The 25187-nt window shown below is 52.7% G+C and carries 23 protein-coding genes; 12 read left to right on the forward strand and 11 right to left on the reverse strand.

The window, feature by feature from the left end; all coding sequences use genetic code 11:
* Window position 1 precedes the first annotated feature (1 nt).
* The 3 genes from ACNQ6O_RS15180 (at window position 2) to ACNQ6O_RS15190 (ending at window position 3765) form a co-directional block, all read left to right on the forward strand.
* Window positions 2–1123: a sulfate/molybdate ABC transporter ATP-binding protein gene (locus tag ACNQ6O_RS15180; RefSeq protein WP_418054022.1), complete on the forward strand. Its 1122-nt coding sequence runs from the start codon at window positions 2–4 to the stop codon at window positions 1121–1123.
* Window positions 1124–1244: 121 nt separating this feature from the next.
* Window positions 1245–2729 carry a flavin-containing monooxygenase gene (locus tag ACNQ6O_RS15185; RefSeq protein ID WP_418054023.1) on the forward strand — a complete coding sequence of 495 codons (1485 nt, stop codon included), beginning with the start codon at window positions 1245–1247 and terminating at the stop codon, window positions 2727–2729.
* A gap of 13 nt (window positions 2730–2742) precedes the next feature.
* Window positions 2743–3765 (forward strand): bile acid:sodium symporter family protein, encoded by a 1023-nt coding sequence (locus tag ACNQ6O_RS15190; RefSeq protein ID WP_418054024.1) that lies wholly within the window; start codon window positions 2743–2745, stop codon window positions 3763–3765.
* Here ACNQ6O_RS15190 and ACNQ6O_RS15195 read toward each other — a convergent pair.
* Window positions 3718–4341, reverse strand: coding sequence for a J domain-containing protein (locus ACNQ6O_RS15195; RefSeq protein ID WP_418054025.1), 624 nt, complete (start codon window positions 4339–4341; stop codon window positions 3718–3720). The two genes, ACNQ6O_RS15190 and ACNQ6O_RS15195, sit on opposite strands and share 48 nt — an antisense overlap.
* Before the next feature lie 126 nt (window positions 4342–4467).
* Between ACNQ6O_RS15195 and ACNQ6O_RS15200 the strand changes: the two genes are divergently transcribed.
* From ACNQ6O_RS15200 to ACNQ6O_RS15210, 3 genes are read left to right on the forward strand one after another with little or no spacing between them, the layout of a single operon-like run.
* Window positions 4468–6699, forward strand: a complete 2232-nt coding sequence (locus tag ACNQ6O_RS15200; RefSeq protein WP_418054026.1) for a TonB-dependent receptor plug domain-containing protein — start codon at window positions 4468–4470, stop codon at window positions 6697–6699.
* Between the two features lie 41 nt (window positions 6700–6740).
* On the forward strand, window positions 6741–7640 hold the full coding sequence (locus ACNQ6O_RS15205) for an ABC transporter substrate-binding protein (protein ID WP_418054027.1): 900 nt from the start codon (window positions 6741–6743) through the stop codon (window positions 7638–7640).
* The gene (locus ACNQ6O_RS15210) at window positions 7633–9138 is read left to right on the forward strand and encodes a sensor histidine kinase (RefSeq protein ID WP_418054028.1); all 1506 of its coding nucleotides are present in this window, start codon (window positions 7633–7635) and stop codon (window positions 9136–9138) included. Before ACNQ6O_RS15205 ends, ACNQ6O_RS15210 begins: the two co-directional genes overlap by 8 nt.
* On the opposite strand, the gene gorA is transcribed toward ACNQ6O_RS15210, so the two are convergent.
* The 10 genes from gorA to gspE form a co-directional block, all read right to left on the reverse strand.
* Complete coding sequence (gene gorA, locus ACNQ6O_RS15215) at window positions 9128–10489, reverse strand: glutathione-disulfide reductase (protein WP_418054029.1); 1362 nt, start codon at window positions 10487–10489, stop codon at window positions 9128–9130. The genes ACNQ6O_RS15210 and gorA overlap by 11 nt on opposite strands.
* Before the next feature lie 35 nt (window positions 10490–10524).
* The gene (gene gspM / locus ACNQ6O_RS15220; RefSeq protein WP_418054030.1) at window positions 10525–11058 is read right to left on the reverse strand and encodes a type II secretion system protein GspM; all 534 of its coding nucleotides are present in this window, start codon (window positions 11056–11058) and stop codon (window positions 10525–10527) included.
* Between the two features lie 3 nt (window positions 11059–11061).
* On the reverse strand, window positions 11062–12369 hold the full coding sequence (gspL, locus tag ACNQ6O_RS15225; protein WP_418054031.1) for a type II secretion system protein GspL: 1308 nt from the start codon (window positions 12367–12369) through the stop codon (window positions 11062–11064).
* Window positions 12370–12371: 2 nt separating this feature from the next.
* Window positions 12372–13379, reverse strand: a complete 1008-nt coding sequence (gene gspK, locus ACNQ6O_RS15230) for a type II secretion system minor pseudopilin GspK (RefSeq protein WP_418054032.1) — start codon at window positions 13377–13379, stop codon at window positions 12372–12374.
* Window positions 13376–14116, reverse strand: coding sequence for a type II secretion system minor pseudopilin GspJ (gspJ, locus tag ACNQ6O_RS15235; RefSeq protein WP_418054033.1), 741 nt, complete (start codon window positions 14114–14116; stop codon window positions 13376–13378). The genes gspK and gspJ overlap by 4 nt, the downstream gene beginning before the upstream one ends.
* On the reverse strand, window positions 14113–14490 hold the full coding sequence (gene gspI, locus ACNQ6O_RS15240; RefSeq protein WP_418054034.1) for a type II secretion system minor pseudopilin GspI: 378 nt from the start codon (window positions 14488–14490) through the stop codon (window positions 14113–14115). Before gspI ends, gspJ begins: the two co-directional genes overlap by 4 nt.
* Entirely contained in the window at window positions 14484–15014 is a 531-nt protein-coding gene (gspH, locus tag ACNQ6O_RS15245; RefSeq protein WP_418054035.1) for a type II secretion system minor pseudopilin GspH, read from the reverse strand. Before gspH ends, gspI begins: the two co-directional genes overlap by 7 nt.
* Window positions 15015–15020: 6 nt before the next feature.
* Window positions 15021–15473, reverse strand: a complete 453-nt coding sequence (gene gspG, locus ACNQ6O_RS15250; RefSeq protein ID WP_418054036.1) for a type II secretion system major pseudopilin GspG — start codon at window positions 15471–15473, stop codon at window positions 15021–15023.
* Between the two features lie 73 nt (window positions 15474–15546).
* Window positions 15547–16758, reverse strand: a complete 1212-nt coding sequence (gene gspF / locus ACNQ6O_RS15255) for a type II secretion system inner membrane protein GspF (protein ID WP_418054037.1) — start codon at window positions 16756–16758, stop codon at window positions 15547–15549.
* A 3-nt stretch (window positions 16759–16761) separates the two neighbouring features.
* Entirely contained in the window at window positions 16762–18270 is a 1509-nt protein-coding gene (gene gspE / locus ACNQ6O_RS15260; protein WP_418054038.1) for a type II secretion system ATPase GspE, read from the reverse strand.
* Between the two features lie 204 nt (window positions 18271–18474).
* Here gspE and ACNQ6O_RS15265 point away from each other — a divergent pair, with 204 nt between their 5' ends.
* The 6 genes from ACNQ6O_RS15265 to ACNQ6O_RS15290 all read left to right on the forward strand — a co-directional run bounded on the left by ACNQ6O_RS15265 (window position 18475) and on the right by ACNQ6O_RS15290 (window position 25141).
* Window positions 18475–19125, forward strand: a complete 651-nt coding sequence (locus tag ACNQ6O_RS15265) for a type II secretion system protein N (protein ID WP_418054039.1) — start codon at window positions 18475–18477, stop codon at window positions 19123–19125.
* 8 nt (window positions 19126–19133) lie between these two features.
* A complete protein-coding gene (locus tag ACNQ6O_RS15270) occupies window positions 19134–19793 on the forward strand; it encodes a transglutaminase-like cysteine peptidase (RefSeq protein ID WP_418054040.1) in 660 nt (219 codons plus the stop codon).
* 117 nt (window positions 19794–19910) lie between these two features.
* Window positions 19911–21515, forward strand: a complete 1605-nt coding sequence (locus ACNQ6O_RS15275) for an FAD-binding oxidoreductase (RefSeq protein WP_418054041.1) — start codon at window positions 19911–19913, stop codon at window positions 21513–21515.
* 7 nt (window positions 21516–21522) lie between these two features.
* The gene (locus ACNQ6O_RS15280) at window positions 21523–23115 is read left to right on the forward strand and encodes a glycerol-3-phosphate dehydrogenase/oxidase (RefSeq protein WP_418054042.1); all 1593 of its coding nucleotides are present in this window, start codon (window positions 21523–21525) and stop codon (window positions 23113–23115) included.
* Between the two features lies 1 nt (window position 23116).
* Window positions 23117–24676: an FGGY-family carbohydrate kinase gene (locus tag ACNQ6O_RS15285; RefSeq protein ID WP_418054043.1), complete on the forward strand. Its 1560-nt coding sequence runs from the start codon at window positions 23117–23119 to the stop codon at window positions 24674–24676.
* A gap of 258 nt (window positions 24677–24934) precedes the next feature.
* Window positions 24935–25141, forward strand: a complete 207-nt coding sequence (locus ACNQ6O_RS15290) for a cold-shock protein (protein WP_011784828.1) — start codon at window positions 24935–24937, stop codon at window positions 25139–25141.
* Window positions 25142–25187: the final 46 nt, after the last annotated feature.

Consider the following 25187-nt stretch of genomic DNA (forward strand, 5'->3'; position numbering starts at 1 on the left):
CATGAGCATCACTATCCAGAACATCAACAAAACCTTTGGAAAATTTCAGGCGCTGCACAATGTCTCCCTGGACATTCCTGAAGGCAAGCTGACCGCTCTACTCGGCCCGTCAGGCTCCGGCAAAACCACGCTATTGCGGATTATCGCGGGTCTTGAATCCTCCGATGCGGGCAAAATATTGTTTGGCGGCGAAGATGTCAGCAATCTGCACGTTCGTGACCGGAATATCGGTTTTGTGTTTCAACATTATGCGCTCTTCCGCCATTTGACGGTCGCACAGAACATTGCCTTTGGTTTGGAATCCCTCCCACGCAAAGAGCGCCCCTCGAAACAGGAAATCGCCCAGCGCGTTGAGAAACTTTTGGAAATGATCCAGTTGCCGCAACTGGCGGACCGGTATCCGTCGCAATTGTCGGGTGGGCAGAAGCAACGGGTAGCACTGGCCCGCGCTTTGGCCACACAGCCACGGATTCTACTGCTGGACGAGCCGTTCGGTGCGCTGGATGCCAAGGTTCGAAAGGACCTCCGCCGGTGGTTGCGTGCACTGCACGACGAATATCACTTCACCAGCATTTTCGTCACCCACGATCAGGAAGAAGCTCTCGAGCTCTCCGATCAAGTGGTCGTGATGAGCCAAGGTAAAGTTGAACAAGTGGATAGCCCTGCCCAGCTGTACGCTCGCCCTGACAGCCGTTTTGTGTTCGATTTCCTAGGTCACGTAAATGTGCTGTCAGGTGTCGTTAAAAACCAAAAACTGGTTCAGGGTGATGCATGGGTGTCGTTACCCAGCACCAAAGGCGATCAAGAAGCCCAGCTCTATCTTCGGCCACATGAAGTTCAGCTGTCGCGTTCACCCAACACTCATGCTCGCCTCCCCTTGCGCATACAATCCATCAGTCTGATTGGTTCCGAAGTACGTCTGGAGCTGGCTCCTGAGGGTTGGCGAAGCATAGAGCTATGGGAAACCGGTATGAGCCATGCTGAGTTCGCGCAGCAAAACCCCACTCGCGGTGAGCTCTGGTATGCCGTACCCAATGTTGGGCATTTGTTTGTAGCGGATAGCCACCAACCACGTACTGTAGACTGGAACTTCCAAGACGCGGCTAATGCCAGCAGCATGTAATCGCTTGGTTGCAAGGCACTGCTTGCCCAAAAGCCCCGTGACCTGAAAACAGGCTCGGGGCTTTTTGTTATCTGCGTTGGGCGCTATAGTCTGGCAACAAAATAATAATCAGGCAGTAACCATGAAACGGCGTGTGCAGCAAAAACTCTCCATCATTATTATTGGAACCGGCTTTGGTGGCATTGGTATGGCTATCCAGCTAAAACAAGCCGGCTACACGAACCTCACCTTGCTGGAAAAAGCGCCTAAAGCGGGCGGGACTTGGCGCGACAATACCTACCCCGGTGCGGCATGTGACGTGCAATCGCATCTTTATTCATACTCTTTCGAGCCAAAGCATGACTGGAGCCGAAAATTCGCGCCACAACCGGAAATCCAAGGCTACATTGAACACTGTATTGCCAAATATGATTTGCAGCCGCATATCCGCTTCAATCAAGCCGTCACAGGCGCAAGCTATGATGACGCGGATAATTCGTGGACGGTCACTACCGAATCTGGCGAGTCCTATAACGCTAAGGTGTTGATCACAGCCACCGGTCAACTTAACCGGCCAGCGGTGCCTGCTATTCCCGGTGTTGAGAGCTTCAAAGGCCGGACATTTCATTCGGCCACTTGGGACCATAATTTCGACTTGTCCGGTAAGCGAGTGGCCGTCATTGGCACCGGCGCCAGCGCCATACAGTTTGTTCCGGCAATCGTCCCTGACGTCGAGAAACTGGATTTGTACCAGCGTTCGGCTGCGTGGGTCGTCCCGAAATCCGATCGTCTGTTTTCACGATCGGAGCAAACTTTGTTTAAAAAGGTGCCTCTCTGGGATCGATTCTACCGCGCACTGATTTACGTGAAGAACGAATCCCGTGCGTTGGCCTTCACCCGATTCAGCAAACTTTTGGATGTGGTCGCCCGTCAGGCGATTAAAGAAGCCGAGGCCCATGTAACGGACCCTTCCAAGCTCAAGCGCATCATCCCTGACTATCAAATTGGCTGTAAGCGCATTCTTATTTCCAATGACTGGTATCCGGCTATCGATCAGCCAAATCTTGATCTGATTACAGAGGGTATTTCGCACGTTGATGAAACAGGCATTGTCACCACTGGTGGCCATCATCGACCTGCTGACGCCCTCATTTTCGCGACAGGGTTCCGTGCGAGCGAATATTTATCGCCCATTACAATCACCGGGCGTGACGGGGTGTCGTTGAATGATGTCTGGTCTGAAGGTGCAAAGGCATTTAAAGGCATCGCCGTGAACGGTTTCCCGAACTTGTTTATGCTTTATGGCCCGAACACCAACTTGGCCCACAATTCGATTCTCTATATGCTCGAATCGCAATTCAGGTACGTCATCAGCGCACTGGATGCTTTGGTCAAGTATCCGAATTCAGCGATGGACGTGCGAGAGGATCGCCAAACCCGTTATTGTTCGGTGGTCCAGAAAGGATTGGATGGCACGGTTTGGGATTCCGGGTGCCACTCTTGGTATTTAGATGACCACGGAAGAAACACGGCGCTTTGGCCCGGTTTTACGTTCAGTTATCGATTTGCCACACGTTCAGTCGATACCGCTGATTACACCTTTATCACTCCGGACCCGGGTAACTGACTAAGGTCTACTCATGAAATTTCGTATTGATACGTTTACCTGGCTGCTGCTGGGTGCGATTGTTTTAGCCTCATTCTTCCCGGTAACGGGTGCCGCTGCCGACGCCATTGCCAGTCTCGGCACTTGGGCCGTGGCCTTATTGTTTTTTCTTCACGGTGCGGCTTTATCCCGTCAACAGATTATAGACGGCGCGACTCATTGGCGACTGCACATTCTGATCACATCACTGACCTTCGTTTTCTTCCCGCTGGCGGTTCTGCCCATCAACGGCCTAAGTAATATCGTGCCGCAATGGATGCCGAAAGATCTTGGACTTGGTTTTCTTTATCTTGGCGTGCTGCCCTCTGCCGTATCCTCTTCCATCGCCTATACCGCGATGGCCAAAGGTAACGTGCCCGCAGCAATTTGTAGCGCTGCTGCGTCCAACGTATTTGGCATGATGCTAACGCCCTTCTTGCTGCTCTTGCTGGTCTCCACATCCGGGGATGGCGACTTTTCTGTGACAGAAGCTCTGAAAGACATTGTTCTTCAGCTTTTGTTGCCCTTTGCGGCGGGCCATGCCATGAGGCCTTGGCTGGGCGGATTTCTTGGGCGCAATGAGTCGCTTATGTCGCGCTATGATCAGTGCGTTATCTGGATCATCGTCTATTCTGCATTTTCCCATTCGGTAGTCAGCGGCCTGTGGCAGAACCTTCCTGTTCAAGCCATCGTTTTGGCCATTCTTTTGTGCTTCGCACTGCTGGGCTTATTTATGTTGGCAGCGACCTTAATGGTCAGGAAATTCGGGTTCAGTTTGGAGGACGAAGCCGCAGTGGTGTTCTGCGGCTCGAAGAAGAGTTTGGCATCTGGCTTGCCCATGGCCAAGGTGTTGTTCTCCGGGCACCCTGGCTTCGGGATGATCGTATTACCGATCATGTGCTATAACCAGATCCAGGTCATCGTTGGTGCCATTTTGGCACAGAAGTATCGGGTTAAAATTGAGCAGGCTTCAGCCGCCAACGCCCATACCACCAAAGATCATGGTCAGAATCACTAACCCGATGATCCATCCGATGACAGCCGGCCAGAAATTTGTTGTTTGCGAGAGCGGCTCTTCTTCAACGCTAGGCTCGCGTGCTTCGAGATCACGTGATTGTTGTTCTTGCTCGGTAATAACTTCCTGGACGCTGAACCACTCAAACCACTCACCCAAAAAACGAGCCACCGACTGAGAAAGTGAACCGTTTTCAGCCAATGGCCGAATCCACGCTTCAAGCTGTCGGCCGATTTCGCGACGAAGCGGCAGCTGATCTGCAGGTGGTTCGCACAGTATCGCTTTCCAGATACCAGCATCCTGCTGGCGGCCTGAATCATTCATCAGTGCTTTAATCTGGATGACCACTTCTCGCACGATTTGGGATTCGTTGGCATCCAGCTGTTCATCCTCCGCGGAGCTCGGTTCCGGCGAAGAAACCGGGTTAGCCCGAGGTTCGCCTCCAGCAGCCTCACGATAGGCTTGGTCCAATTTTCGAGCTTCTTCGGCTGAAGCAAATTTCATCTGGCGCTCATAAGCCTGACGAATCTCTTCGCGGTCACCCGTCGGCTCAATACCCAGAATTTCCCAGCAGCTCATACAACAATCACTCCAAATATGTAGTCTCTGTAAACTTTCTCGAGACAAATGGTATTGGTTCTCCTAGGATTGGAGAATAAAGGCTACTAACTACCCCGCTGAACAATTAATTATAGAACGACTACTATGCCTGATACGAATTGCTTGTCCTGTTCAGTAAAAGCCAAGAAATTCGCGAGGTATATCGGCTGGTCAATATTCATCAGCAGTTTAGGGGTTGCGATACCGATCTCTGCGACAGCCGAAGAACCGCCCTTCTCTAGTGAACTTCACGGGTTTGACAACGACATCCCCGAGGTACTCACCACAACTCGTTTAAGACAACCGAAAACCCGCGTACCGGGCACTACCACCGTTATTCAAGGCGACCAGATTCGCAATCTGGGCATTATGAATCTCTACGAAGTATTTCGCTTGGTGCCCGGTATGACTGTTAACTTCGTTGGTAGCCATCAGCCAGTCGCCACCTATCATGGCACAGTGCATTATGAACAAAGGCGAATGCAAGTTCTGGTTGATGGCCGCACAGCCCATCGAGCAACGATTTCAGACATGGATTGGGAGACCATGCCGGTACCACTCGAGTTGATCGAACGCATCGAAGTGGCCAGAGGCCCGAACTCTGCCGCATATGGCATTAATGCGTTCCTGGGAACCATCAACATCATCACTCGTGATCCGGCCGACACGGCGGGGGCAGAAGCTCGGGTAACCCGCGGTTCGAGGAATCATATACGAACATTTGGCTCAGTTGGGGGTGCGGGGCAGGAGGTTGATTGGCGGCTTTTTTATGAGAAACGCAAATTTGGCGGATTTGATTACCAAGAGGACGGTGGTGAGCAGATTCCCTTTAATGACGGCCACAACATCAACGCTTTCGGATATGACAGTCGGTTCAAATTCAACCGAAACACAAATATTGAAGTAAAAGCCGGGGTCACGGATGGCATCAAACAACAGGATATGGGGAAAAGCGGTGAAGTGGACCCGGTTGAGCATCCGGATATTGATGTGCGGGATTACTACATCCAGTCTCAATTAAACCACAGCACATCGGAAAACCACTTTTTCCATATTCTTGCCAGCGTTTCGAATTTCAACCGCCGGGATCGCTATGATATTGAGCTAGGCGAGTCAGCCATTAATTGCTTGCGAGATCCGAACGGTCCGCCACTCTATTTCCGAACAGAAGATCCCAATAATCCGGGTAAACGTTACGAGCCGTGCCAAGTCCCCGTTGAGGGTGAGGTGCCCTTGCGTGCCAGCGTCAATGCGGATTATGAAGACACAAGGCTCGAAGTGGAAATCCAAGATACGCTGATTTTTAACAACGATCTCAAGCTGGTGTCCGGCGCTGGGTTCCGAAAAAACACCTTGCGTTCGGAAACTTATTTCGATGGTCGCGAACACAGCTATCAGTCGCGCTACTTTGGCAACCTGGAGTATACGCCTTGGCCGTGGATGACCCTGAACGCTGGTGGCAACTGGGAGCATTCCAGTACCACAGACGAGGGCTATTTTTCGCCGCGAGTAGCAACAAACTTTATTATCAATAGTCATCACGCTATCCGGTTCGTGTTTTCGCAAGCAGTGCGCCCCCCGGACACTTTCGAACAAAGCCCGAACACGGGCTTTACCCTGACCAATGTCACCCCAGCCAACTATTCTGACCTCGAAGGGCGTCGGATAACGGTAACCGATGCGGCTCAAACACCCAGCGCTCTAACGCTCGGCAGAGACCTTGAAGAAGAACGAATTACGTCTCGGGAGATAAGCTATTTTGGGCAGTTTCCCCTACAATCTGCGCTATTATCTTTAGAGGTTCGTGGGTTCAAAGATGAAATGCGGGATATGATCAGTGGTGTCATTCAGTTGGCCAAATGGACGCTTGGCAACAACGTGGATGTCGACCAAAAAGGATTTGAAGTGGAAGCAACGCTCGATTATCCAAACACCGCCGTGCGGGCCACATACGCATATCTTGACCAAGATTCACGCTACATCGGCCCCCCTATTCTCGATGAATCGGGTGAGGTACATACCAAACAGCATGAGTACCAAGCGGGACTTCTTACCAGAATGTCTACCCGGCACTCGGGAAGCTTAGCCATCATTCAGGACCTTCCTTTTGATGTCAAAACGTCATCTGCATTTTATTGGGCCGACGAATTTCTTCGTACCGGGAATCAGTTTGAACGGATTGATTTCCGGGTAGCCAAGCAATTCGTTCGTACGGACTACACCGCAGAACTCGCTCTCACCATGCAACATTACTTGAACCGGGAGCCAGAGCTGAGTTCAGACAACAACATCGAAGATCATAATCAGTTTTTTCTGGAAGCGGGCGTTAGATTTTGATCTTGAGAGGCCTCCTAAGCTTACTTGCCGTCTGCTGTCTCATGGCCAGTTGGCCTCTTAGCGCCTATTCTCAATCCGAAACCATTATCCCCCAACAGGTGTCTGTCGTGGGTTCCGGCAACCGAGCTCTGGATAGCTATTTTGTGGGTCTTATTGCAGATCGGGCCGGGCCTAATATCGAGCTTAAATTGGTAGCCGACTCCCAGCTTGCGACGGTCGGCAATGAACCGGTGGTTACCATTGGTCCGAAAGCATTTGACCGTTTACGCCGGGAAAAGCCTAATGTAGCCGTTTTAGGTACCTTGATTGAGCGCCAGTTTCTAGACAAATACCCTCATGAAGTATCCGATAAAATAAGCGCTGTTCTTTACGACGTGCCGCTGATTCGGCAAGCGCTCACAGGCAAAGCCATACTGCCCCACGTAACGAAAGTGGCCATTTTGGTGAGTCCGCATAACCGCTCACTGTATGACCCTTTACTGGAGCGTCTGCCAGACTTTGGCCTTAAAGGTCAGGTGTTCATTGTAACGAAACAAGAACAGCTGATCCCTACGCTCATACGCGCGCTGAACTACGGCGACCTACTCTTGGGGACGCCCGACGGTGACATTTATCACCCAAGAAACATCAAACACATTCTTCTTACCGCTTACAGGCGGAGCAAAATACTGATAGGGCCTAGCCAGGCGTACGTGAAAGCCGGGTCTCTCGCTTCAAGCTATCCAACTTATTCATCAATGGCCGATAGAACAGCGGAATACCTAATCTACTATTCGGCAAACGGTAGGTTTCCCCCGGCAAGCTATCCAGAAGACTACAACGTTGATGTTAACAGGCAGGTAGCACGGTCACTCAACATACCTTTGAGTGAGCCCGAACAGCTATCAAATATTGTAGATAAGCTACTCCTGAAATCATCTCAGGAGGTGTCCGATGACTGATCACCAACAGAAAGCGTCATCGATATCGCTTTCACTTTCACGGCGCTTGTTGCTTCTTGGCGTTTTACCTGCGCTCCTGATGTTTAGCGTTCTTGTTGCATTTTTCACCTGGGTCCGGCTGGATGATGCCCGTGACTCTATGGCCCAGAGTAGCCAGTTACTGGCCGATAACCTTGCCCCTGTTCTTGAATACGCCATCGTATCAGGCAACAGCTTTGCGCTAGAACAGGTACTTGAAAATGCCCTTGAGCATAGCGATGCGGATTGGGTCAGAGTTATGGACGTAGTTGGTGAGGAAATCGGATTTTCCAGTGAAGATAATCCGAGCGTGGATATCAACGCCCGCCGTTACCAAGTTTACGAGTCTGAGATTTTTCAGGAACCTTTGATGCTTGGCGAAAAAAATGAGGCGGAATGGTTTCTAACAGGCTGGAACACAGGTGCAGGCATTCTTCGGATTGGCACCGTTCAGGTAGGCGTGAGTACAGAAACGTTAGACCTTAAACTTCGGAGTATTTGGTGGTCGTCCCTGTTGGTGGGCGGCGGAACGCTGTTGTTCGCCATCATTTTCGTGCAAATATTTCTGGGCAATATACTTCGCCCAATGCAAAACTTGGGTAGTCGTGTCGGCAACCTCATACGCGGCGACTATCGCGCCGAACCCATTCATTCAAAAGGCGTTGCGGCCGAAATCGTCGATTTTCAACAGCAGCTCAATGAGCTGGCGCAACGCCTTCAAGATCTTAAAACCACTCGTGACGAAACCCTCGCGGTTTCGGAAGCTGAGCGCAAAAAAGCTGAACACGCGAGCAGAGTTAAATCAGAATTTTTGTCGAGTATGAGACAAGAACTCAACATTCCCCTGAACGGTGTGATCGGTATGATCAAGCACATCGAGCAGGAACCGCTAACCGCGCGCCAAGAGGATTACCTCAATACCGCCAAGAAATCGCTTCAGGATTTGTTAACGGTTATTTCCGACATGTTGGATTATGCCCACCTGGACAGCGGCGCTAAGGCGTTAGATGCTAAGCCCTTTGACCTGCGAGAACTGATTTCCAATTGCATAGCATCGTACCGGCATGCCGCAGAGCAACAGGAGCTCTCTTTAGAGTCTCATTGTCTCGGCGATTGGCCGGACAAAGCGATGGTCATAGGCGACGCGCCAAGAGTGAGGCAGGTGTTAAGCGGGCTGCTAGATAACTCCCTTGAACTAACCAGCAATGGCTTCATTACGGTGAGGACCAATTGGGTGAAAGTCGATGCGCAGCATGTTCTGATTTCCTGCACCGTACGTGACTCTAGCTCTAGTACGCAAAATGCCAACAATCTTCACAATCCACACACCCACTCGAGATATGGGGGAGCAGGTTTTAATCTATCGATGGTTCAACGACTGGTTGAACTGATGGGAGGGCATGTTCACATAGAATTGGATATGGGCCAGGGTACCTCATTCCGTTTTGAGATACCCTTTGATCTGCCTGTTACTGAATAGGCGTCCGCATTGTCACGAACTCTTCTGCTGAGGTGGGATGGATGCCCAGAGTTGAATCAAACTGGGCTTTGGTAGCACCCGCTTTAATCGCAACGGCCAGACCTTGGGTAATCTCCCCCGCATCTGGGCCAACCATATGGGCTCCCAACACTTTGTCGGTTTGGTCGTCTACCACCAGTTTCATCAGGCATCGTTCATCGCGACCGCTCAGCGTGTACTTCATTGGGCGGAAGTCTGAACGATAAATACGCAGGCTGTGACCGGCTTTGATCGCTTCCTCTTCGGTCAGTCCTACAGTTCCGATGTTTGGCTGACAGAACACTGCAGTCGGAATGGCGCTGTAATCCATATCCCCTTGACCATCGCCGAATAAACGCCGGGTCAATACCATCGCTTGCGCCAACGCAACGGGTGTAAGTTGGGGTGTACCAATCACGTCTCCAAGCGCCGAAATAGATGGAACCCCTGTGCGGAAGTGCTCATCAACAACGATATGCCCGGAATCGTTAAGCTCTACCCCAACCTGCTCAAGCCCTAAGCCATCGACGAGCGCACGGCGGCCTGTTGCCGCCATCACTAAGCCTGTCTGAAGGCTGCTGCCATCACTCAAATTCACCTTGTAGAGCGCGTTGTCAGGTTCTACCGAATCGATGGTCACGTTAAAGCGCAGATCTACGCCTTTTTTACGCATTTCTTGCTCGGTGAATCGACGAATATCTTCATCAAATCCACGCAAGAACAGATCCCCGCGATACAGCAAGGTGGTCTCAACACCTAACCCAGCCAGAATGCCCGCAAACTCAACAGCAATGTAACCGCCCCCCCAAACCACCGCATGGCGCGGGAGTTGCGGTAGGTAAAACATTTCGTTTGAGGTGAGCAAGCATTCCTTACCTGGAATGTCCGGTATAACAGGCCAGCTTCCGGTAGCAACGGTGATGTGCTTGGTGGTGTATTGCTTGTCCCCTACCGCTATCGTTTCCGGATCAACAATGCTTGCAGTGCCTTCAATGATGGTGACACCGGCATTTTCCAGCATTCGGCCATAGATGCCATTAAGCCGTTCTATTTCAGCGTTCTTATTGGCAACCAGTGTGGGCCAGTCGAAGCTCACATCTTCAGATGGAATGTTCCACCCATACCCCTGTGCATCCTCCAATTCATCCCTGACATGGGCCCCGTACACGAACAGCTTTTTGGGTACACAGCCTACGTTTACGCAGGTTCCACCAAGGTACCGGGACTCTACAACGGCTACCTTGGCACCCGTTTGAGCAGACATTCTGGCTAAACGAACACCGCCAGAACCAGCACCAATAATAATCAGGTCAAAATCGTGGGAACTAGACACTATGTCTCCTGTATTTCGTGTAACCCGCCAACAAATTAAATGGCAAGAGTGAGCCGGACGGATATTTTCCCGGGCTCGTTACCTTTATCCATTGCGGCTTGATCAATCAGAATTCCATGCTGGGCGTCCAACCGCTCCAACCAAGCGGCGACATCCGCGTACGGGACGCCTTCCATCCACACTCGAATAGCGTCGTTGCCAGAGGGTTCAAAGCGTTGGAGAGAAAGGCCTGCTTCTCCGGCAGACCGAGTCACCAAAGCCATCAGCGCCCGGCCATCTGCGGGCCGATCCGCAGCGCTGGATGACGAGCCACCAGCACCCGCAGTCCCAAGTCGTTGAATGGTGGTCTGGTTAGCCTGCATCCAGGCTAACAATTCACCGGCATTCTCACGGCTGGCCTCGGCGTTGTTACGATAATCAGAAACCGGACGCCAAATAGCAAAATACAGCACCGCAATAACCAATGCTACAAGCAGAACAGTCAAAGCCTGCCGGTCTCTTTGCGGTAGTTGATCGTATCGCGCAATCAGTTTTTCAATGGCGGGCTGGTCTTTTAGGCGTTGAAACATCGTTTACCCTCCTGAAACCGTCAAGCGGCCACGAGCGCCGTTAGATTCGTTAACGACCGAGCCAATCTGAGCTTGTAACCCTTCATTGGCCAACCCGTTGCGCAATCGGCTCAGCCGATCGTAACTGTCTGCTCTAACATCAACGACTAACTCGCCCCGATTCCGGCTATAGTTGATGGAATTAAATGTCACCGCCCCACCGCCTGCCAGGCGACCGTACTGGTCCCCGGTGAACTTCATCAGCGTAATGAAATCCACATCGGTTCCCTGTGACCCGGCTACACGCAACTGCCCTTCAATAACTCGACGAACATTTCCGGCATGGGTACGGCGGTCCGAGGGAAAAGCTTGCCGGTAGATCGCCATCGCTTGCGATTTCAGCTCATCAGCTTGCTGCTTGTGGTACATGCCCATCCCGATATCCAGGCCAAGCTGTATAACAAACCAAAGCGAGGCAACGGCAATCAGAGGTTTCCATGCTTTTAGCGGGCTGGAGCCCGACACCTTGATGGAGAACGGGCCCTGACACAAATTGACGGGTTGGCATAAATGCTGATGGTGGGACCACGCCAGGAATTCAAGCACTGATAATTCTAGCGGTTTCTGCTGAACGTTCACTCGGCCCGTTGAACCGGATAGCTCATTCACCAAGGGTTGCTGGCGTTCTAATTCTGCCTCTCCTCCGCATAGCTGAACGGGCATTTCTGCAACAACCTCTTCCGATGGCGGTGCGGCCATGGTCATGGCAAACAATGGCAGATTGTCGGCCTGCATTCTTAACCATTCGCCTCGTTGGCTTTGCATCAATACGAAGTCGTCATCAAGGCACATCATCCAACCGGAGTCGGGCGCTGGCAACAGTGACGCATCAGGATAAATCGCCTCGAGCCGCACTTGATCCCAGCCCGAAAACAGACGCTGCCACCGCTCCATTTGCGCAAAATCAATCGCTGCAACCAGATACCCTTCGTCGGAATGCTGTCCAAGTGCCAGATGTACTGTCTCAATATCCTGTGCGATTTGCTCTTCTACCGCGTACGGCAGTGCTTGCTGGACGAAGCGGTTTTGTTTTGCCGGAATATCCGCCATACAAAAGGCAGCTTCATCCCCAGGGATCAGGCCAATCAACAGAACCTTATCTAACGCATTTTGCGCCAAAGTCTGCTCGATCACGGCTCTAGGGTCCGCACTGCCCCGCGCTTGAGCGTCGCCACTGGCATCGTGCAACACCCAACTATAAAGCTGGGCGTCCGGGCTTTGCTCCGGGTCGGCAAATGGCGGCAGTGGTCGCACATATAGACGATAAGACATGGTTATCCTTCTGAGAAAGTATAAGGTTCCTTGGAGATCCTGTTCTTTTGTCCGGTATCCCTGTGAACCGTTCGGACCTCACCTTCTGGATTACGAAACACCGTGCTGACCATATTTACGACACGATTATCGTAGGTAATCCGTGATACGACTTCAAAAAAACGGGTTTGCAGCGTTAGGCCATTCCGTTTCAAGCCCAGCCCGGAGAATTCAGGTAGAGCCAGAAAATCTTGAAGATTCTCGAACCGCTCTTCTTCCCTTTTCTCAATGATGGCCTCGGCTTGGGCTTCGTTCAGCTCACCATGGAGAGACATCAGAACTGGCGCTGTGGCACTGTTGACGTTGATACCGATGCCACTTACCGGCAACGCAGAAACATGTGGCCGAAGAGCTACATAGATTTCTTCCTTCATGCCCTCAATTAATCTTAGCTCACTGATCGATACAAAGGGTTGGTTTGCAGCCCGGAATCCCGGATCTGCCATCAAATACTGGCCGTCTTCGGCACCATAGGCGCTGGCGGTCTGGTCGTCGGCATCAACCCAATCAATCAGGGTGTCGACGTTCAGTCCATTGATTCCTAGAGCAATCAGTAACCGAGAGAGACGGTCTTTGGTCAGTGGGTCTACTTCACCATTGGGTGCGATCAAGTCGTTCAGATTGATACGCCCGCCGAGATCATCAATCTGAACTTCAACAACACCATTTTCATCAAGGGGCAGTACAGCCGCGTGCATGGCCCAAAACTCATCAAGGCTATCCACCATGTTGCCGTCTTCTTTATCTTCTTCGTAATCGCGAATCAATATCCGCTTCGCAAACTCTTCGGCCCCAAGGGCAATGCTGAGCCCTTGTTGTTGCGCCAAATAGTGCCCGGCCTTATAAATCCGTAAGCTTTGTTGTTTGGTCATACCGGTAGCCAACAGCACCACCAAGGCCATAGCCAGTAGCACCATGATGAGCGCCACACCCGACTGACCTTTTCGGGTTATGCGCTGCAACGAACTCATGATCCACCCTCGGCAGCATTTTCACCCGTATCTTCTGTTGAATCTTCGGATGCGGCTTTTTGCTGCTGGTTGACCACCGACTGCGCGTGTTCTTGGGAGAAATCCGGAAGCGTAAACAGCCGTACAATCTCTCCAAAACGCTCGTGCTCAAGCGTGATTTCCAACCCTATAGGCAACTCAATGACCGGCCTTGCGCCTGGGGTCATTGTGGCCATGGCTTGATCTGTTGGCCAAGTGTCGTGCCATTTGCCTTCATCGTCTAAGAAGCGGATTTGGAAGTTATTGACGTTATCCAGCAACACAATGTCGCGACCGTCCTCTTCCTGACCTTGGTCCACAACCGGCCAGTATCGGCGCCGAAGCTCAGTGCCGGTATACTCCCACCCTGCCCGCTGCAAACCACTTCTCCGCAATCCCAAAGGATTCCGCCAGCCTTGGCGCGTGAGTAGAAGTTCGAAAGCATCGTCTCGGGACGTGAGTGAGGGTTTGAAGTCACCATAAACATCTCTCGCCGACCGATTAACGACTTGGGTGATGTCCCGTTCCAGTAACAACATGGCCTTTTGCAATCCGTCAAACTGCTCAGCCAATGCATTCACTCGATCTCTTGAGTTCACTACACTGCTGACGACTTGCCAGACACCCAAACCAATGACGGCGGTGATGGTCACTGCGATGAGCATTTCCATCAGGGTGAAGCCCGATTGTGCTCTGACGAAACCGCTCGAACGCTTCATTTCGCCCCCAGAAAAGCGGACAGCGAGTGCACCGGGTAAGGCTCGTTCTTCTCACTGGGGTATTTTGCGACCGTCACTTCTACCCGCCTCATCGACGGTTCTGCAGTGCCTTGCACCACCGTGGTCACTTGCCAACGGTATGTGCCAAATTCCGAATCTTGGGAGTTTTCCGACGTGCCCGGTAGCGTTTCCTGTAGCCGCAGCTCATTTATACGGTTTTCAGCAATCCACCCTGCAAGCGTTTTGTCTCTGACCCGCTCAAAACTGGAAATGTACTGGCTACCCACCTCGGCAGCCGCAGTCGCGATGAGACTGAAAACGAGCAGTGCAATTAGCACTTCGAGTAGCGTGAAGCCCTTCTGCCGCCTTACCATTCTTCATCTCCGGAACCGGGCTGCCGCCACTCCAACTGAGACACCCCGTCGGAAGCAAGGGTATGTATCAGATCACTGTCATTTCCGATGGTAAATTCAATTTCGAAGGGCGTGTTTTCGCCGCTGGAGAAAAAGACGATTGTTGGGCGGAGCTTATCTTCCGCAGAGGCTAAGCGAGGGGCATCACTCTCAACGAACTGACTGACGGTCATCCATTCAGGCAGCGTTCGCTGGTTGAAAAGCCGCTCACCGGAGGGCTTCCATTCACCGGATTCATCCTGAAACGCGACGAAACGGTAGCCATCCTCTTCCAACAATAAACCGAGTTCCAGGTTATTGAGGACGGCCTGTTCAGACGCGGTCTGCATAAGCAGGTAAAGCTCCCGGACATGACTTTCAAGCTCACGCTGCTGGGAGTTGCCTCCCATACTGAAGACAGCAAGCGACGCCAGCAGCCCGACAATGATCAGGACAACCAGAATTTCGATCAGCGTAAAACCGGAATGGGCTGTCCTGTGGTTCACAATCAATTACTGCTCGGTATTCCAAACGCTGATGTCTGCGGCATCGCCTTCACCGCCGTCCTGGCCGTCAGAGCCGAAGGAATATAGATCGTAAGGGCCTTCTGTACCCGGGCTAACGTACTGGTATTCATTATTCCAGGGGTCTTCGGGAACGGATTTGAGGTAACCGTCAGGGTTCCAGTTCTTGGGCTCCGGGCTGCCGCTGGGCTTACGAACCAGTGCTTCCAAACCCTGCTGGGTGGATGGGTAATGGCTGTTATCAAGACGATAAAGGTCCAGCGCATTGGCAATATTGCTCAACTGGGTTTCGGCAACCGTCACTTTGGCTTGATCGCTTCGCCCCATGATGTTGGGCGCGACAATGGCTACCAGTAGCCCCAGTATGACCATCACGACCATGATTTCGATCAGGGTGAACCCCTTGGCGTTGACTGATTTTCGATTCAGATTATTGCTCATAATGTCACTCGTCATTTACTCGTGGTTCTTAATTATAAAACGTTCGAAATTTCGGATGGCGCGCGAGCCGCGGTTAGCCCACCAAGTTACTCATGTTCAGAATCGGCAGCATGATCGCCAGAACAATGATCAATACGACCACTCCCATGATCAATAACATCATAGGTTCAAACAGCCCCACGATCGCCGCGATTTTGGATTGCAGGGTATTTTCCTGCATGCGCGCGGTGCGCTCCAGCATGCTATCCAGTTCGCCACTGGATTCACCGCTGGCAATCATATGCAGCATCATCGGCGGAAAGTAGCCCGTCTGGTCCAGAGCACGGTGGAGGGAACCACCTTCACTCACCTTTCGCGCAGCTTCACGCAATTCTTGTCGAAGAAAATCATTAGATAACACCTCACCGGCAATGCGCATGGCTTCAACCAAGGGCACACCACTCGTTGTGAGAATACTGAGCGTGCTGGCGTAACGAGCGGTATTCACGCCGCGCACCATACCGGAGAACAACGGTAAATGGAGAAGCTGTTTATGGAACTTCAGCCTGAAGCCCGGTTTAGTGAGCGCTATTCGGAACCCGATGACCCCAAGTACCAGCAGTATTAATAGGTAGACACCGAAAGCGCCCAAAAAATCCGACACGGCCAACATCGCCATCGTCAACCCAGGCAACTCTTGACCCTGCTTCAAGAATACTTCGATGATGTCCGGCACCACGTAGGTCAACAGGAACACCACAATAGAAATAGCAACGACACTCAGAATGATGGGGTAAATGGCGGCAAGCTGAATTTTCTGGCGGGCTTCCTGCCGGCTTTCCGTGTAATCCGCCAGCCGGTTCAGCACCAGATCCAAATGCCCCGCGTGCTCACCGGCCGCAACGGTCGAACGGTAGAGCCGCGGGAAGGCCTTGGGGAATTCACCAAAGCTGTCCGCCAGTGTGTAACCTTCCATCACCTTGGAACGGATGGCGATTAACATACCTCGTATGCGCGGCTTGGCCGTTTGCTGAGCCGTGGCACTCAAAGCTTGCTCGATAGGAATGCCCGATTGAATCAAGGTGGCTAGTTGACGGGTAATTAACGCCAAATCGGCAGCCGTCAACGAACCACGGCTACTTAAAGGGTTGCTCCGCGCCTGCTTTTCAGCCGCCGCCTCCACAGACAAGGGTGTAAGGCCTTTCTCGCGGAGCTGCTGTCTGACGGCCCGCGGCGCATCCGCTTCTACAACACCGTGCTTTTGCTTACCCCTCGGGTCCAGCGCTTTATACTCATATGCTGGCATGGGTTATTTGCTCCGGTGGGTAACGCGCAGTACTTCTTCCACGGTGGTAACGCCATCAAGAATTTTCTGGACACCGTCAGCGTGAATGCTGGGGCTGAGCTTCCGCGCTTCGTGCTCGAGTTCTAGCTCCCCTGCTCGTTTATGAATCTGGGCACCTATTGCCTCTGTGACCTCCACAACCTCGTAAATACCAACCCTGCCCCGGTAGCCCAAATGGTTACAGTGTTCGCACCCTTTTGCTCGGAAAATGGTGGGCGGGTTAGCGGAATCCTGCTGCAAGAACTCGCAGTGTTCTTCGGTCGGAATGTAGGGTTCGCGGCATTGATCACACAACACTCGCACCAATCGCTGAGCGACAATCCCCACCAGACTCGATGAAATCAGGAACGGCTCGATGCCCATATCCATCAAGCGGGTAATCGCGCCGACCGCGGTGTTAGTGTGCAACGTCGACAGCACCAGGTGACCCGTCAAACTTGCCTGAACGGCAATCTCCGCGGTTTCCAAGTCACGGATCTCACCAATCATGACGACATCGGGGTCTTGACGAAGAATAGCCCGCAAACCTCGGGCAAACGTCATATCAACTTTCTGGTTAACCTGGGTCTGGCCTATACCCGGCAGGTTGTACTCGATAGGGTCTTCAACGGTGAGAATGTTTCGGCTGCGGTCGTTAATTTCTTGAAGGCCCGCGTACAACGACGTGGACTTACCTGACCCGGTAGGCCCGGTAACAAGCAGAATTCCGTAGGGGCGATGAATCAATTTACGCAGGGTTTTCAGATCAGCATCGCCCATGCCCAAAGATTCAAGTCGAATAGCGCCGGCCTGCTTGTCCAGCAATCGCAGCACCACGCGCTCGCCGCTCGAAGAGGGCATCGTGGAAACTCGAATATCCACTTCTCTGCCGGCAACCCGAAGGGCAATCCGACCATCTTGCGGGATTCGCTTTTCAGCAATATCGAGTTTTGCCATTACCTTGATGCGGGACACCAGTAAAGGCGCCAGTGCGCGCTTAGGCTGAACCACTTCACGCAACACACCATCAATTCGAAAGCGGACGATCAGCTGTTTTTCGTAAGTTTCGATGTGTACGTCCGACGCACTGGTTTTAACGGCTTCAGTCAAGATGGCGTTAATCAGACGAATGATTGGTGCGTCGTCTTCTTGCTCCAGAAGATCTTCAGTTTCAGGCACCGAATCTGCCAGCGATGCCAGATCCATATCGTCGCCGATACCTTCCACCATCTGCATGGCTTCAGCAGAGTCGTTTTGATAGGCGGCATTAAGAGCTGCATCAAACTGGCTGGGTTCGATGGTAGAAAAACGGGCACGCCCACCACTTACCCGGTTAGCTTCGGCAAGCGCGGTATGCGAAGCGCCAGGCCGAACGAGGATCACCGCTTCGCCTTGTTCGCTTCGGGTAAGGATTACGCCGTTACGTTTGGCAAATGTGAACGGAAGTCTGCCCAGCGGCGAATCTTGCGGCTGAATATCGGTCTCGGTGATCAACTTTCCCTCGTTAAATCCGTCTAGTCACTGGTTTTTGTTATAGGGCCAGTGTTATCCCAACCTGTCATACTGCAAGCATTCAAAAAGGCTACCACAGGAATGGGAACCACTAAACAACTCTGTACACTATACTGCCACTAATTACGTTGAGTCTGATAACCTGTGAACTTTTCATGTTCACGCCATTCGTGTTCAGGATTACAGATGTTAGCCACCCCAAAACAGATATCACTCACCCTTACTTTCGCTGTTGCGTTGGCCATGGTTGGCATTACCGCTTGGCAGGGTTATCAATTCTGGCAATCCGAGCAAAGGGCATCATTGCCCGAACCGAATGTATCGATCGACTCTACCACCAACACGACCGACAACGTCCCTCAGGTCGAACTGGCCAGCTTACCCATCTTTGGCAGGTCATCTGCATCAGCGGAATCACCAAGCATTAACACTGAAAATCTGCCAGAAACGAATCTCAGGCTGGCGTTACGCGGTGTTTTGGCCGCTGACGGCGATTTCCCAGGCAGTGCATTGATCGAAGACGACAAAGGCAACACTGAGGCCTACCTTGTGGGGAAAGCACTCCCGGGGAACGCCACCCTTCGAACGGTGTTTCCGAACCGGGTGATCATCGAGCGCCAAGGTAAACTGGAAAACCTGTATTTCCCGGAAGCCGAAAAAAGTACCGGTGTTTTCATGGCTGAGGCCAACGATAACCAGCAAACAACCACTCCCGCTCCGCAAGCACGAACGCAAATAAGCACGCCTGATCCGGCATCAACCGGCCAGCAGCAACGACGAGAAGAAATCCGGCAGCGCTTGGAGCAATTGCGCCAGCGGCTACGGAATAATAACTGAGGCCCACCATGGAAACGGCCGCCAGACTACTCCCACGCCGTTCCTTCTTTCTGCCTTTACTGCTTGCAGTCTCGCTGGTTAGCGCGCTGGAACTCAGCGACAAACTGATGAACTATGTTCTCAAAGACTTCGGCCAAGAGGCCCATCAACGTCTTGAAAACTGGCAGCGTTTGCACGCACTCGCTTCAAACGCGCCGATCGACCGTCAACTCAAGCTCGTGAATTCCTTTTTCAATCGCGTTCGCTTTGTCAGCGACATTCGCCATTGGGGTGAAGAAGACTACTGGGCAACGCCCATCGAGCTTCTCACCACAAACGGAGGCGACTGCGAAGATTTCTCGATCGCAAAATATCTCACATTACGAGCCATGGGCGTCCCCGATGAACAGCTCAAAATCGTTTACGTTAAAGCGTTAGAGTTGAATCAGGCCCATATGGTCCTCGCGTGGTACGAAACGCCAAACTCCGATCCCTTGGTACTCGATAACTTAATAAATGAGATTAAACCAGCATCTCAACGCACTGATTTAGAACCTGTTTACAGCTTTAATGGTGACGGCCTTTGGCTCAACAAAGGTGCTGGCAGCCGGTCACGCATCGGTGATGCTCAGAAGCTTGAGCGCTGGCAAGATCTAAACCAGAGGCTAAACAGCGCCATCGTCCCCTGAACACGCTTATTACGACACCTGTCGTAAAATGACAGCGCTCTTGTCGCACACCGACACCCGCATTTGCCCACCGACCTATAGAATGTCGCTAACTTACAAATAATGGAGTAGGCATACATGCGACGCTGGAATGGTTGGGGTGATGATCAATTCAATTTGGATATCCCAAAGGGCGGACAAGACTTTCTTGCGGAACGTATCGGGCAAGCCAGCGCATTGAGCGACAGCACACTCGAGGAAGTGTGCGCCAAGGTCCCGGAATCCCGTCTACCTTCCAATGAAGGCTTGAGTGAGCTGATCGATATCACTCCGGAAATCCGGGTTCGCCACGCCCGCGGCCAAAGCCTTCCAGATTGGTTGGCAATGCGCAGTGGAGAGATTGGCATTTTCCCTGACGGTGTCGCCCTGCCTAACAGCAATTCTGATGTTCAAAAACTCCTCAAGTACGTTCAGGAAAATGACATCCACCTGATTCCTTACGGGGGCGGCACCAGCGTCGCTGGACACATCAATCCCGTTGATCAGGGAAAACCGGTTCTTACGGTCAGCCTTGCCAACATGAATCGCCTTATCGATCTCGACCGGGAAAGCCAGCTGGCCACCTTTGGCGCGGGCACACCCGGCCCACTGGTGGAATCTCAGTTGCGTGCCCATGGCTATACGCTGGGGCACTTCCCTCAGTCGTTCGAGCTGTCCACGATTGGCGGCTGGGTCGCATCACGCTCCAGCGGCCAGCAGTCGCTGCGTTATGGCCGCATTGAACAGCTTTTCGCCGGCGGGCGCATCGAAACCCTTCAGGGCCCGCTAGAAATCCCGACCATCCCTGCTTCGAGTGCCGGGCCCGACATCCGTGAAATGATCCTCGGCTCAGAAGGTCGCTTGGGTCTGATCACTGAAGTGAAAGCCCGAATTACCCGTCTGCCTGAACACGAACGGTTCCATGTGGTGTTTTTCCCGAGCTGGGACAAAGCACGAACAGCCGCCCGTGAATTGGTACAGAACCGAATCCAGCTGTCGATGCTTCGGCTCAGCAACCCCATCGAAACGGAGACTCAACTTGCGTTAGCCGGGCACCCGGGGTTGATTAGTTTGTTAGAGAAGTTTTTGACTGTGCGGGGCGCCTCCGAAGGCAAATGCATGATGACCTTCGGCGTGACCGGCACAAAACCCCAGGCCTCAGCGAGCCTAAAACAAGCCCGAAAGGTCTGCAAAGCCTACGATGGCGTTTACACCGGCACCAAGCTGGGCTCCAAGTGGGCTGAAAAGCGCTTCACCATGCCCTACCTTCGTGAAGCTCTCTGGCAGATGGGCTACGCCGTTGACACGCTGGAGACAGCGACAGACTGGGACAATGTCGATAGCTTGATGGAGAAGATGGAAACCAGTCTTCGCACCGGGATTGATGACAAGCAGGAGAAATCCCATGTCTTTACGCACCTATCCCATTTTTATGGTCAGGGTTGCTCAATCTACACCACCTACGTTTTCCGGGTTGCCGACAGCTACGCCGAAACCCTTGAGCGGTGGAAGCGCCTAAAAAACACCACGTCGGAGATCATCGTCCAGAACGGCGGCACCATCAGCCATCAGCACGGGGTCGGTAAAGACCACGCACCGTTCATGCCGGTGGAGAAAGGCGAACTGGGCATGCAAGCCATTCGGGCCCTAACCACCAGTTTTGACCCGGAAGGCCGCCTGAACCCAACCACACTACTGGATTGATGGGCCGATGGCTAAGACACGACAGGAAACGCTGACGGAGCTTAGAAACCATACCGACCCATTTGATGTCGTGGTTGTTGGAGGTGGCATCACAGGCGCCGGTGTTGCCCGTGAGGCCGCTGGCAGCGGGTTACGCACCCTTTTGGTGGAACAAAAGGACTTTGCCTGGGGCACCTCCAGCCGTTCCTCTAAAATGGTACACGGCGGCCTGCGCTATTTGGGCAGCGGCCACATTGGGCTAACACGGCAAGCTGTACGTGAACGCCAGCGACTGATGAAAGAAGCTCCAGGCCTAGTTGACCCTATGCCGTTTCTGATGCCCCATTTTCGCGGTAAATTTCCGGGGCCTCGGGTGTTTCAAACCCTACTGGCGGTTTATGACAAACTCGCGGGCGTTCGAACGAGAGAAAGGTTAACGCCGGCAGAAACCCTGCAATGGGTACCAGGGCTAGTAAACAACGATCTTATTTCAGCCAGCCGGTTCACCGATGCGCTCACGGACGATGCGCGATTGGTACAACGATTGATCGCCGAAGCAAAACGTGACGGCGCAACCTGCCTCAACTACGTTGCAGCATCCGGCATCACTCGAGACGCAGATGGCCAAGTTACGGGCATCGACATAACACCGGAAGGCGAACCTGCCGAGAATTCGATTCACATTTCTAGCAAGCGCGTTATTAACGCCACCGGTGCGTGGGCAGACCGACTGCAAAAACAGGGGCCACACGAAAACCCGCTGCACATACGGCCCTTGCGCGGAAGCCACTTGGTACTCCCATGGCAGCGCCTTCCGGTAACCTGCGCGGTCTCGCTTTTGCATCCGGATGATGGCCGCCCGGTATTTGCCTTTCCTTGGCGTGGCACAACCGTTTTAGGCACAACGGATCTCGACCACAAAGAAGATTTGGACCTTGAGCCGAGCATCACCCAAGCCGAAGTCGACTATCTCCTGAAGGTTTCATCAAAGCTTTTCCCCGGTTCCGGAGTTAAAGCTCACGATGTCTTGTCGAGCTGGGCCGGTGTGCGCCCCGTTGTGACGAGCGGTGAAGGCAAATCGCCGTCCGAAGAAAACCGCGAACACACACTACGAAGCCATAATGGCTTAGTCAGCGTCGCTGGCGGAAAGCTGACCACCTTCCGCCAAATAGCCCGCGAATCGCTGGTCGCAGCCTTTGAGGGTGATAGCTCGGTTTTAAGAGATGACCGCGCCCCTGTATTCACTGCCCCGCCCGAGGCTCCAAAGAACACGACCTTCAGCAAGCTTACCTGGAACCGACTCAAGGGCTTCTACGGGCACGAACTCTCGTCGATGCTGGCTGGCACAACCCATGACTATGTCGAAGGCACCACTACCCTGTGGGCCGAACTCGAGTGGGCCTGCACACATGAACAGGTTATCCACCTGGATGACTTGCTGCTTCGACGAACACGGCTGGGGCTGGTGTGCCCAAAAGGTGCGGAAAAATTCTTGCCAGCACTTCGTCAGCGGTGTCAGCCGTTGCTGGGCTGGAGCGATACTCAGTGGCAGCAAGAAGTGGATCGCTACCGGGCTCTTTATCGCCAATCCTACAGCTTGCCAACAACGGGAGCCGCCTAAGATGGCCGACGATTCACTGATATTAGCCATCGATAATGGCACTCAAAGCATCCGTGCACTGTTGTTCGACAAGCACGGAAACCTTGTTGGCAAAGGCAAACAGGAAATCGAACCCTACTTCTCCGAGCAGCCAGGCTGGGCCGAACAGCATCCCGAATACTTCTGGCAGAACCTGGGTCTCGCTTGTCAGGCTCTCTGGCAAAGCACCAGTGCCAAGCCGGAACAAGTGCGCGGCGTAACCGTCACTACTCAGCGCGGCACGGTGATTAACCTGGATAAAGATGGCAACCCGCTTCGACCGGCCATCATCTGGCTGGATCAGCGGCACGCGAACGTTGAAGGTCCTGTTAAAGGTATTTGGGGTGCTATTTTCAAGCTCATCCGGGCCGAAGAGCCCATCAAACGCTTTCGAGAGAAAGCTCAGGCTAATTGGATCATTCAAAACCAGCCGGATATCTGGGCAAAAACCCATAAGTACCTGCTGCTTTCAGGTTATTTGAATTACCGGCTGACAGGTGAATACCGCGATTCCACCGGCAGTCAGGTGGGGTACCTGCCGTTTGATTACAAGAAACACCGCTGGGCCAGTCGGCACGACTTCAAATGGCAAATAACTCCCATCACTCGCAGTATGCTCCCGGATCTAGTCAAACCCGGCGAAAAACTGGGAGAGCTGCTACCCGAAGCGGCTGAACATATGGGACTGCCTAATGGGCTACCCGTGATTGCCGCGGCTTCGGACAAAGCGTGCGAGATTCTTGGCTCCGGTGGATTGTCCCCAGACACCGCGTGTATGAGTTATGGCACAACCGCCACAATCAACACCACCAATCACAAATACGTTGAACCAACGCGTTTGATGCCGCCCTACCCCTCGGCGCTGCCGGGGCACTACTCTTCAGAAGTGATGATCTATCGCGGCTTCTGGATGGTTAGCTGGTTCAAGCAAGAGTTTGGTTTGCGAGAACAGCGAATCGCCGAGCAAAAAGGCATCGAAGCCGAAGCACTGTTCGACGAATTGGTGAACTCCGTACCACCAGGCTCCATGGGCCTGATGCTGCAACCCTACTGGAGCCCCGGCGTTAGGCAGCCCGGCCCGGAAGCCAAAGGATCGATCATCGGCTTTGGCGATGTTCACACGCGGGCACACATTTATAGAGCCATTCTCGAAGGCTTGGCGTATGCCCTGAGGGAAGGCAAAGAGCGGCTGGAAAAACGAAACGGACAAACCATTCGCCGTCTGCGGGTTGCGGGAGGCGGATCCCAAAGCGATGCCGCGATGCAGCTAACGGCTGATATCTTCGGGCTTCCCGCTGAGCGGCCACACACCTATGAAACATCCGGCTTGGGCGCAGCGATTGACGCCTCTGTAGGCTTGGGCCTGCATCCGGATTTTAAAGCCGCGGTTAAAGCAATGACCCGTGTCGGAGATGTTTTCGAGCCATCGAAAGAAGCGTCAGCGCTCTACGACGAGCTGTATTCGGACGTGTACCTGGAAATGTATAACCGCCTACAGCCTCTGTACCGGAAGATTCGCAAGATCACCGGGTACCCGAAATAAAGGGCCAATGCGCATTTGGCCCACTATGGGTTATTGCCTATGAAAAATAACTTTGCAAACTCATCCAGTAGGAGTACAGTGGCGGTCGTTGGAAAGATTTAGCAAAGCATTCATCAATAAGACGTATACCTGTTGTCATCAGTAGTGCATCGTCCTGTTTTTGATCACGCAAGTTTTTTGTTTCCGCACAACCCGCTGATCTAACGTCATATAGACGATTAGACGGCAAATAAAATGATTGAGTTCAGGATTATATATATGTCTACTGTTACCGGTACTGTTAAGTTTTTCAACGAATCCAAAGGTTTTGGTTTTATCACTCGCGAAGGCGGCCCTGACGTTTTCGTTCACTACAGCGCCATCCAAGGCGGCGGATTCAAGACTCTGGCAGAAGGCCAGCAGGTTGAGTTCACCGTAACTCAGGGCCAGAAAGGTCCTCAGGCGGAAAACGTAGTAGGTCTGTAATTTACAGCCCACTAGCGTTATAGAAAAGGCAGCTTCGGCTGCCTTT

The sequence above is a fragment of the Marinobacter sp. SBS5 genome, assembly GCF_048285575.1.
Classification (GTDB): domain Bacteria; phylum Pseudomonadota; class Gammaproteobacteria; order Pseudomonadales; family Oleiphilaceae; genus Marinobacter.

Excerpts from the sequence above, each read along its gene's own strand:
- ACNQ6O_RS15180 (WP_418054022.1), top strand. The coding sequence starts at position 2 with ATGAGCATCACTATCCAGAACATCAACAAAACCTTTGGAAAATTTCAG.
- ACNQ6O_RS15185 (WP_418054023.1), top strand. The coding sequence starts at position 1,245 with ATGAAACGGCGTGTGCAGCAAAAACTCTCCATCATTATTATTGGAACC.
- ACNQ6O_RS15190 (WP_418054024.1), top strand. The coding sequence starts at position 2,743 with ATGAAATTTCGTATTGATACGTTTACCTGGCTGCTGCTGGGTGCGATT.
- ACNQ6O_RS15195 (WP_418054025.1), bottom strand. The coding sequence starts at position 4,341 with ATGAGCTGCTGGGAAATTCTGGGTATTGAGCCGACGGGTGACCGCGAA.
- ACNQ6O_RS15200 (WP_418054026.1), top strand. The coding sequence starts at position 4,468 with ATGCCTGATACGAATTGCTTGTCCTGTTCAGTAAAAGCCAAGAAATTC.
- ACNQ6O_RS15205 (WP_418054027.1), top strand. The coding sequence starts at position 6,741 with ATGGCCAGTTGGCCTCTTAGCGCCTATTCTCAATCCGAAACCATTATC.
- ACNQ6O_RS15210 (WP_418054028.1), top strand. The coding sequence starts at position 7,633 with ATGACTGATCACCAACAGAAAGCGTCATCGATATCGCTTTCACTTTCA.
- gspM (WP_418054030.1), bottom strand. The coding sequence starts at position 11,058 with ATGTTTCAACGCCTAAAAGACCAGCCCGCCATTGAAAAACTGATTGCG.
- gspL (WP_418054031.1), bottom strand. The coding sequence starts at position 12,369 with ATGTCTTATCGTCTATATGTGCGACCACTGCCGCCATTTGCCGACCCG.
- gspK (WP_418054032.1), bottom strand. The coding sequence starts at position 13,379 with ATGAGTTCGTTGCAGCGCATAACCCGAAAAGGTCAGTCGGGTGTGGCG.
- gspJ (WP_418054033.1), bottom strand. The coding sequence starts at position 14,116 with ATGAAGCGTTCGAGCGGTTTCGTCAGAGCACAATCGGGCTTCACCCTG.
- gspI (WP_418054034.1), bottom strand. The coding sequence starts at position 14,490 with ATGGTAAGGCGGCAGAAGGGCTTCACGCTACTCGAAGTGCTAATTGCA.
- gspG (WP_418054036.1), bottom strand. The coding sequence starts at position 15,473 with ATGAGCAATAATCTGAATCGAAAATCAGTCAACGCCAAGGGGTTCACC.
- gspF (WP_418054037.1), bottom strand. The coding sequence starts at position 16,758 with ATGCCAGCATATGAGTATAAAGCGCTGGACCCGAGGGGTAAGCAAAAG.
- ACNQ6O_RS15265 (WP_418054039.1), top strand. The coding sequence starts at position 18,475 with ATGTTAGCCACCCCAAAACAGATATCACTCACCCTTACTTTCGCTGTT.
- ACNQ6O_RS15270 (WP_418054040.1), top strand. The coding sequence starts at position 19,134 with ATGGAAACGGCCGCCAGACTACTCCCACGCCGTTCCTTCTTTCTGCCT.
- ACNQ6O_RS15275 (WP_418054041.1), top strand. The coding sequence starts at position 19,911 with ATGCGACGCTGGAATGGTTGGGGTGATGATCAATTCAATTTGGATATC.
- ACNQ6O_RS15280 (WP_418054042.1), top strand. The coding sequence starts at position 21,523 with ATGGCTAAGACACGACAGGAAACGCTGACGGAGCTTAGAAACCATACC.
- ACNQ6O_RS15285 (WP_418054043.1), top strand. The coding sequence starts at position 23,117 with ATGGCCGACGATTCACTGATATTAGCCATCGATAATGGCACTCAAAGC.
- ACNQ6O_RS15290 (WP_011784828.1), top strand. The coding sequence starts at position 24,935 with ATGTCTACTGTTACCGGTACTGTTAAGTTTTTCAACGAATCCAAAGGT.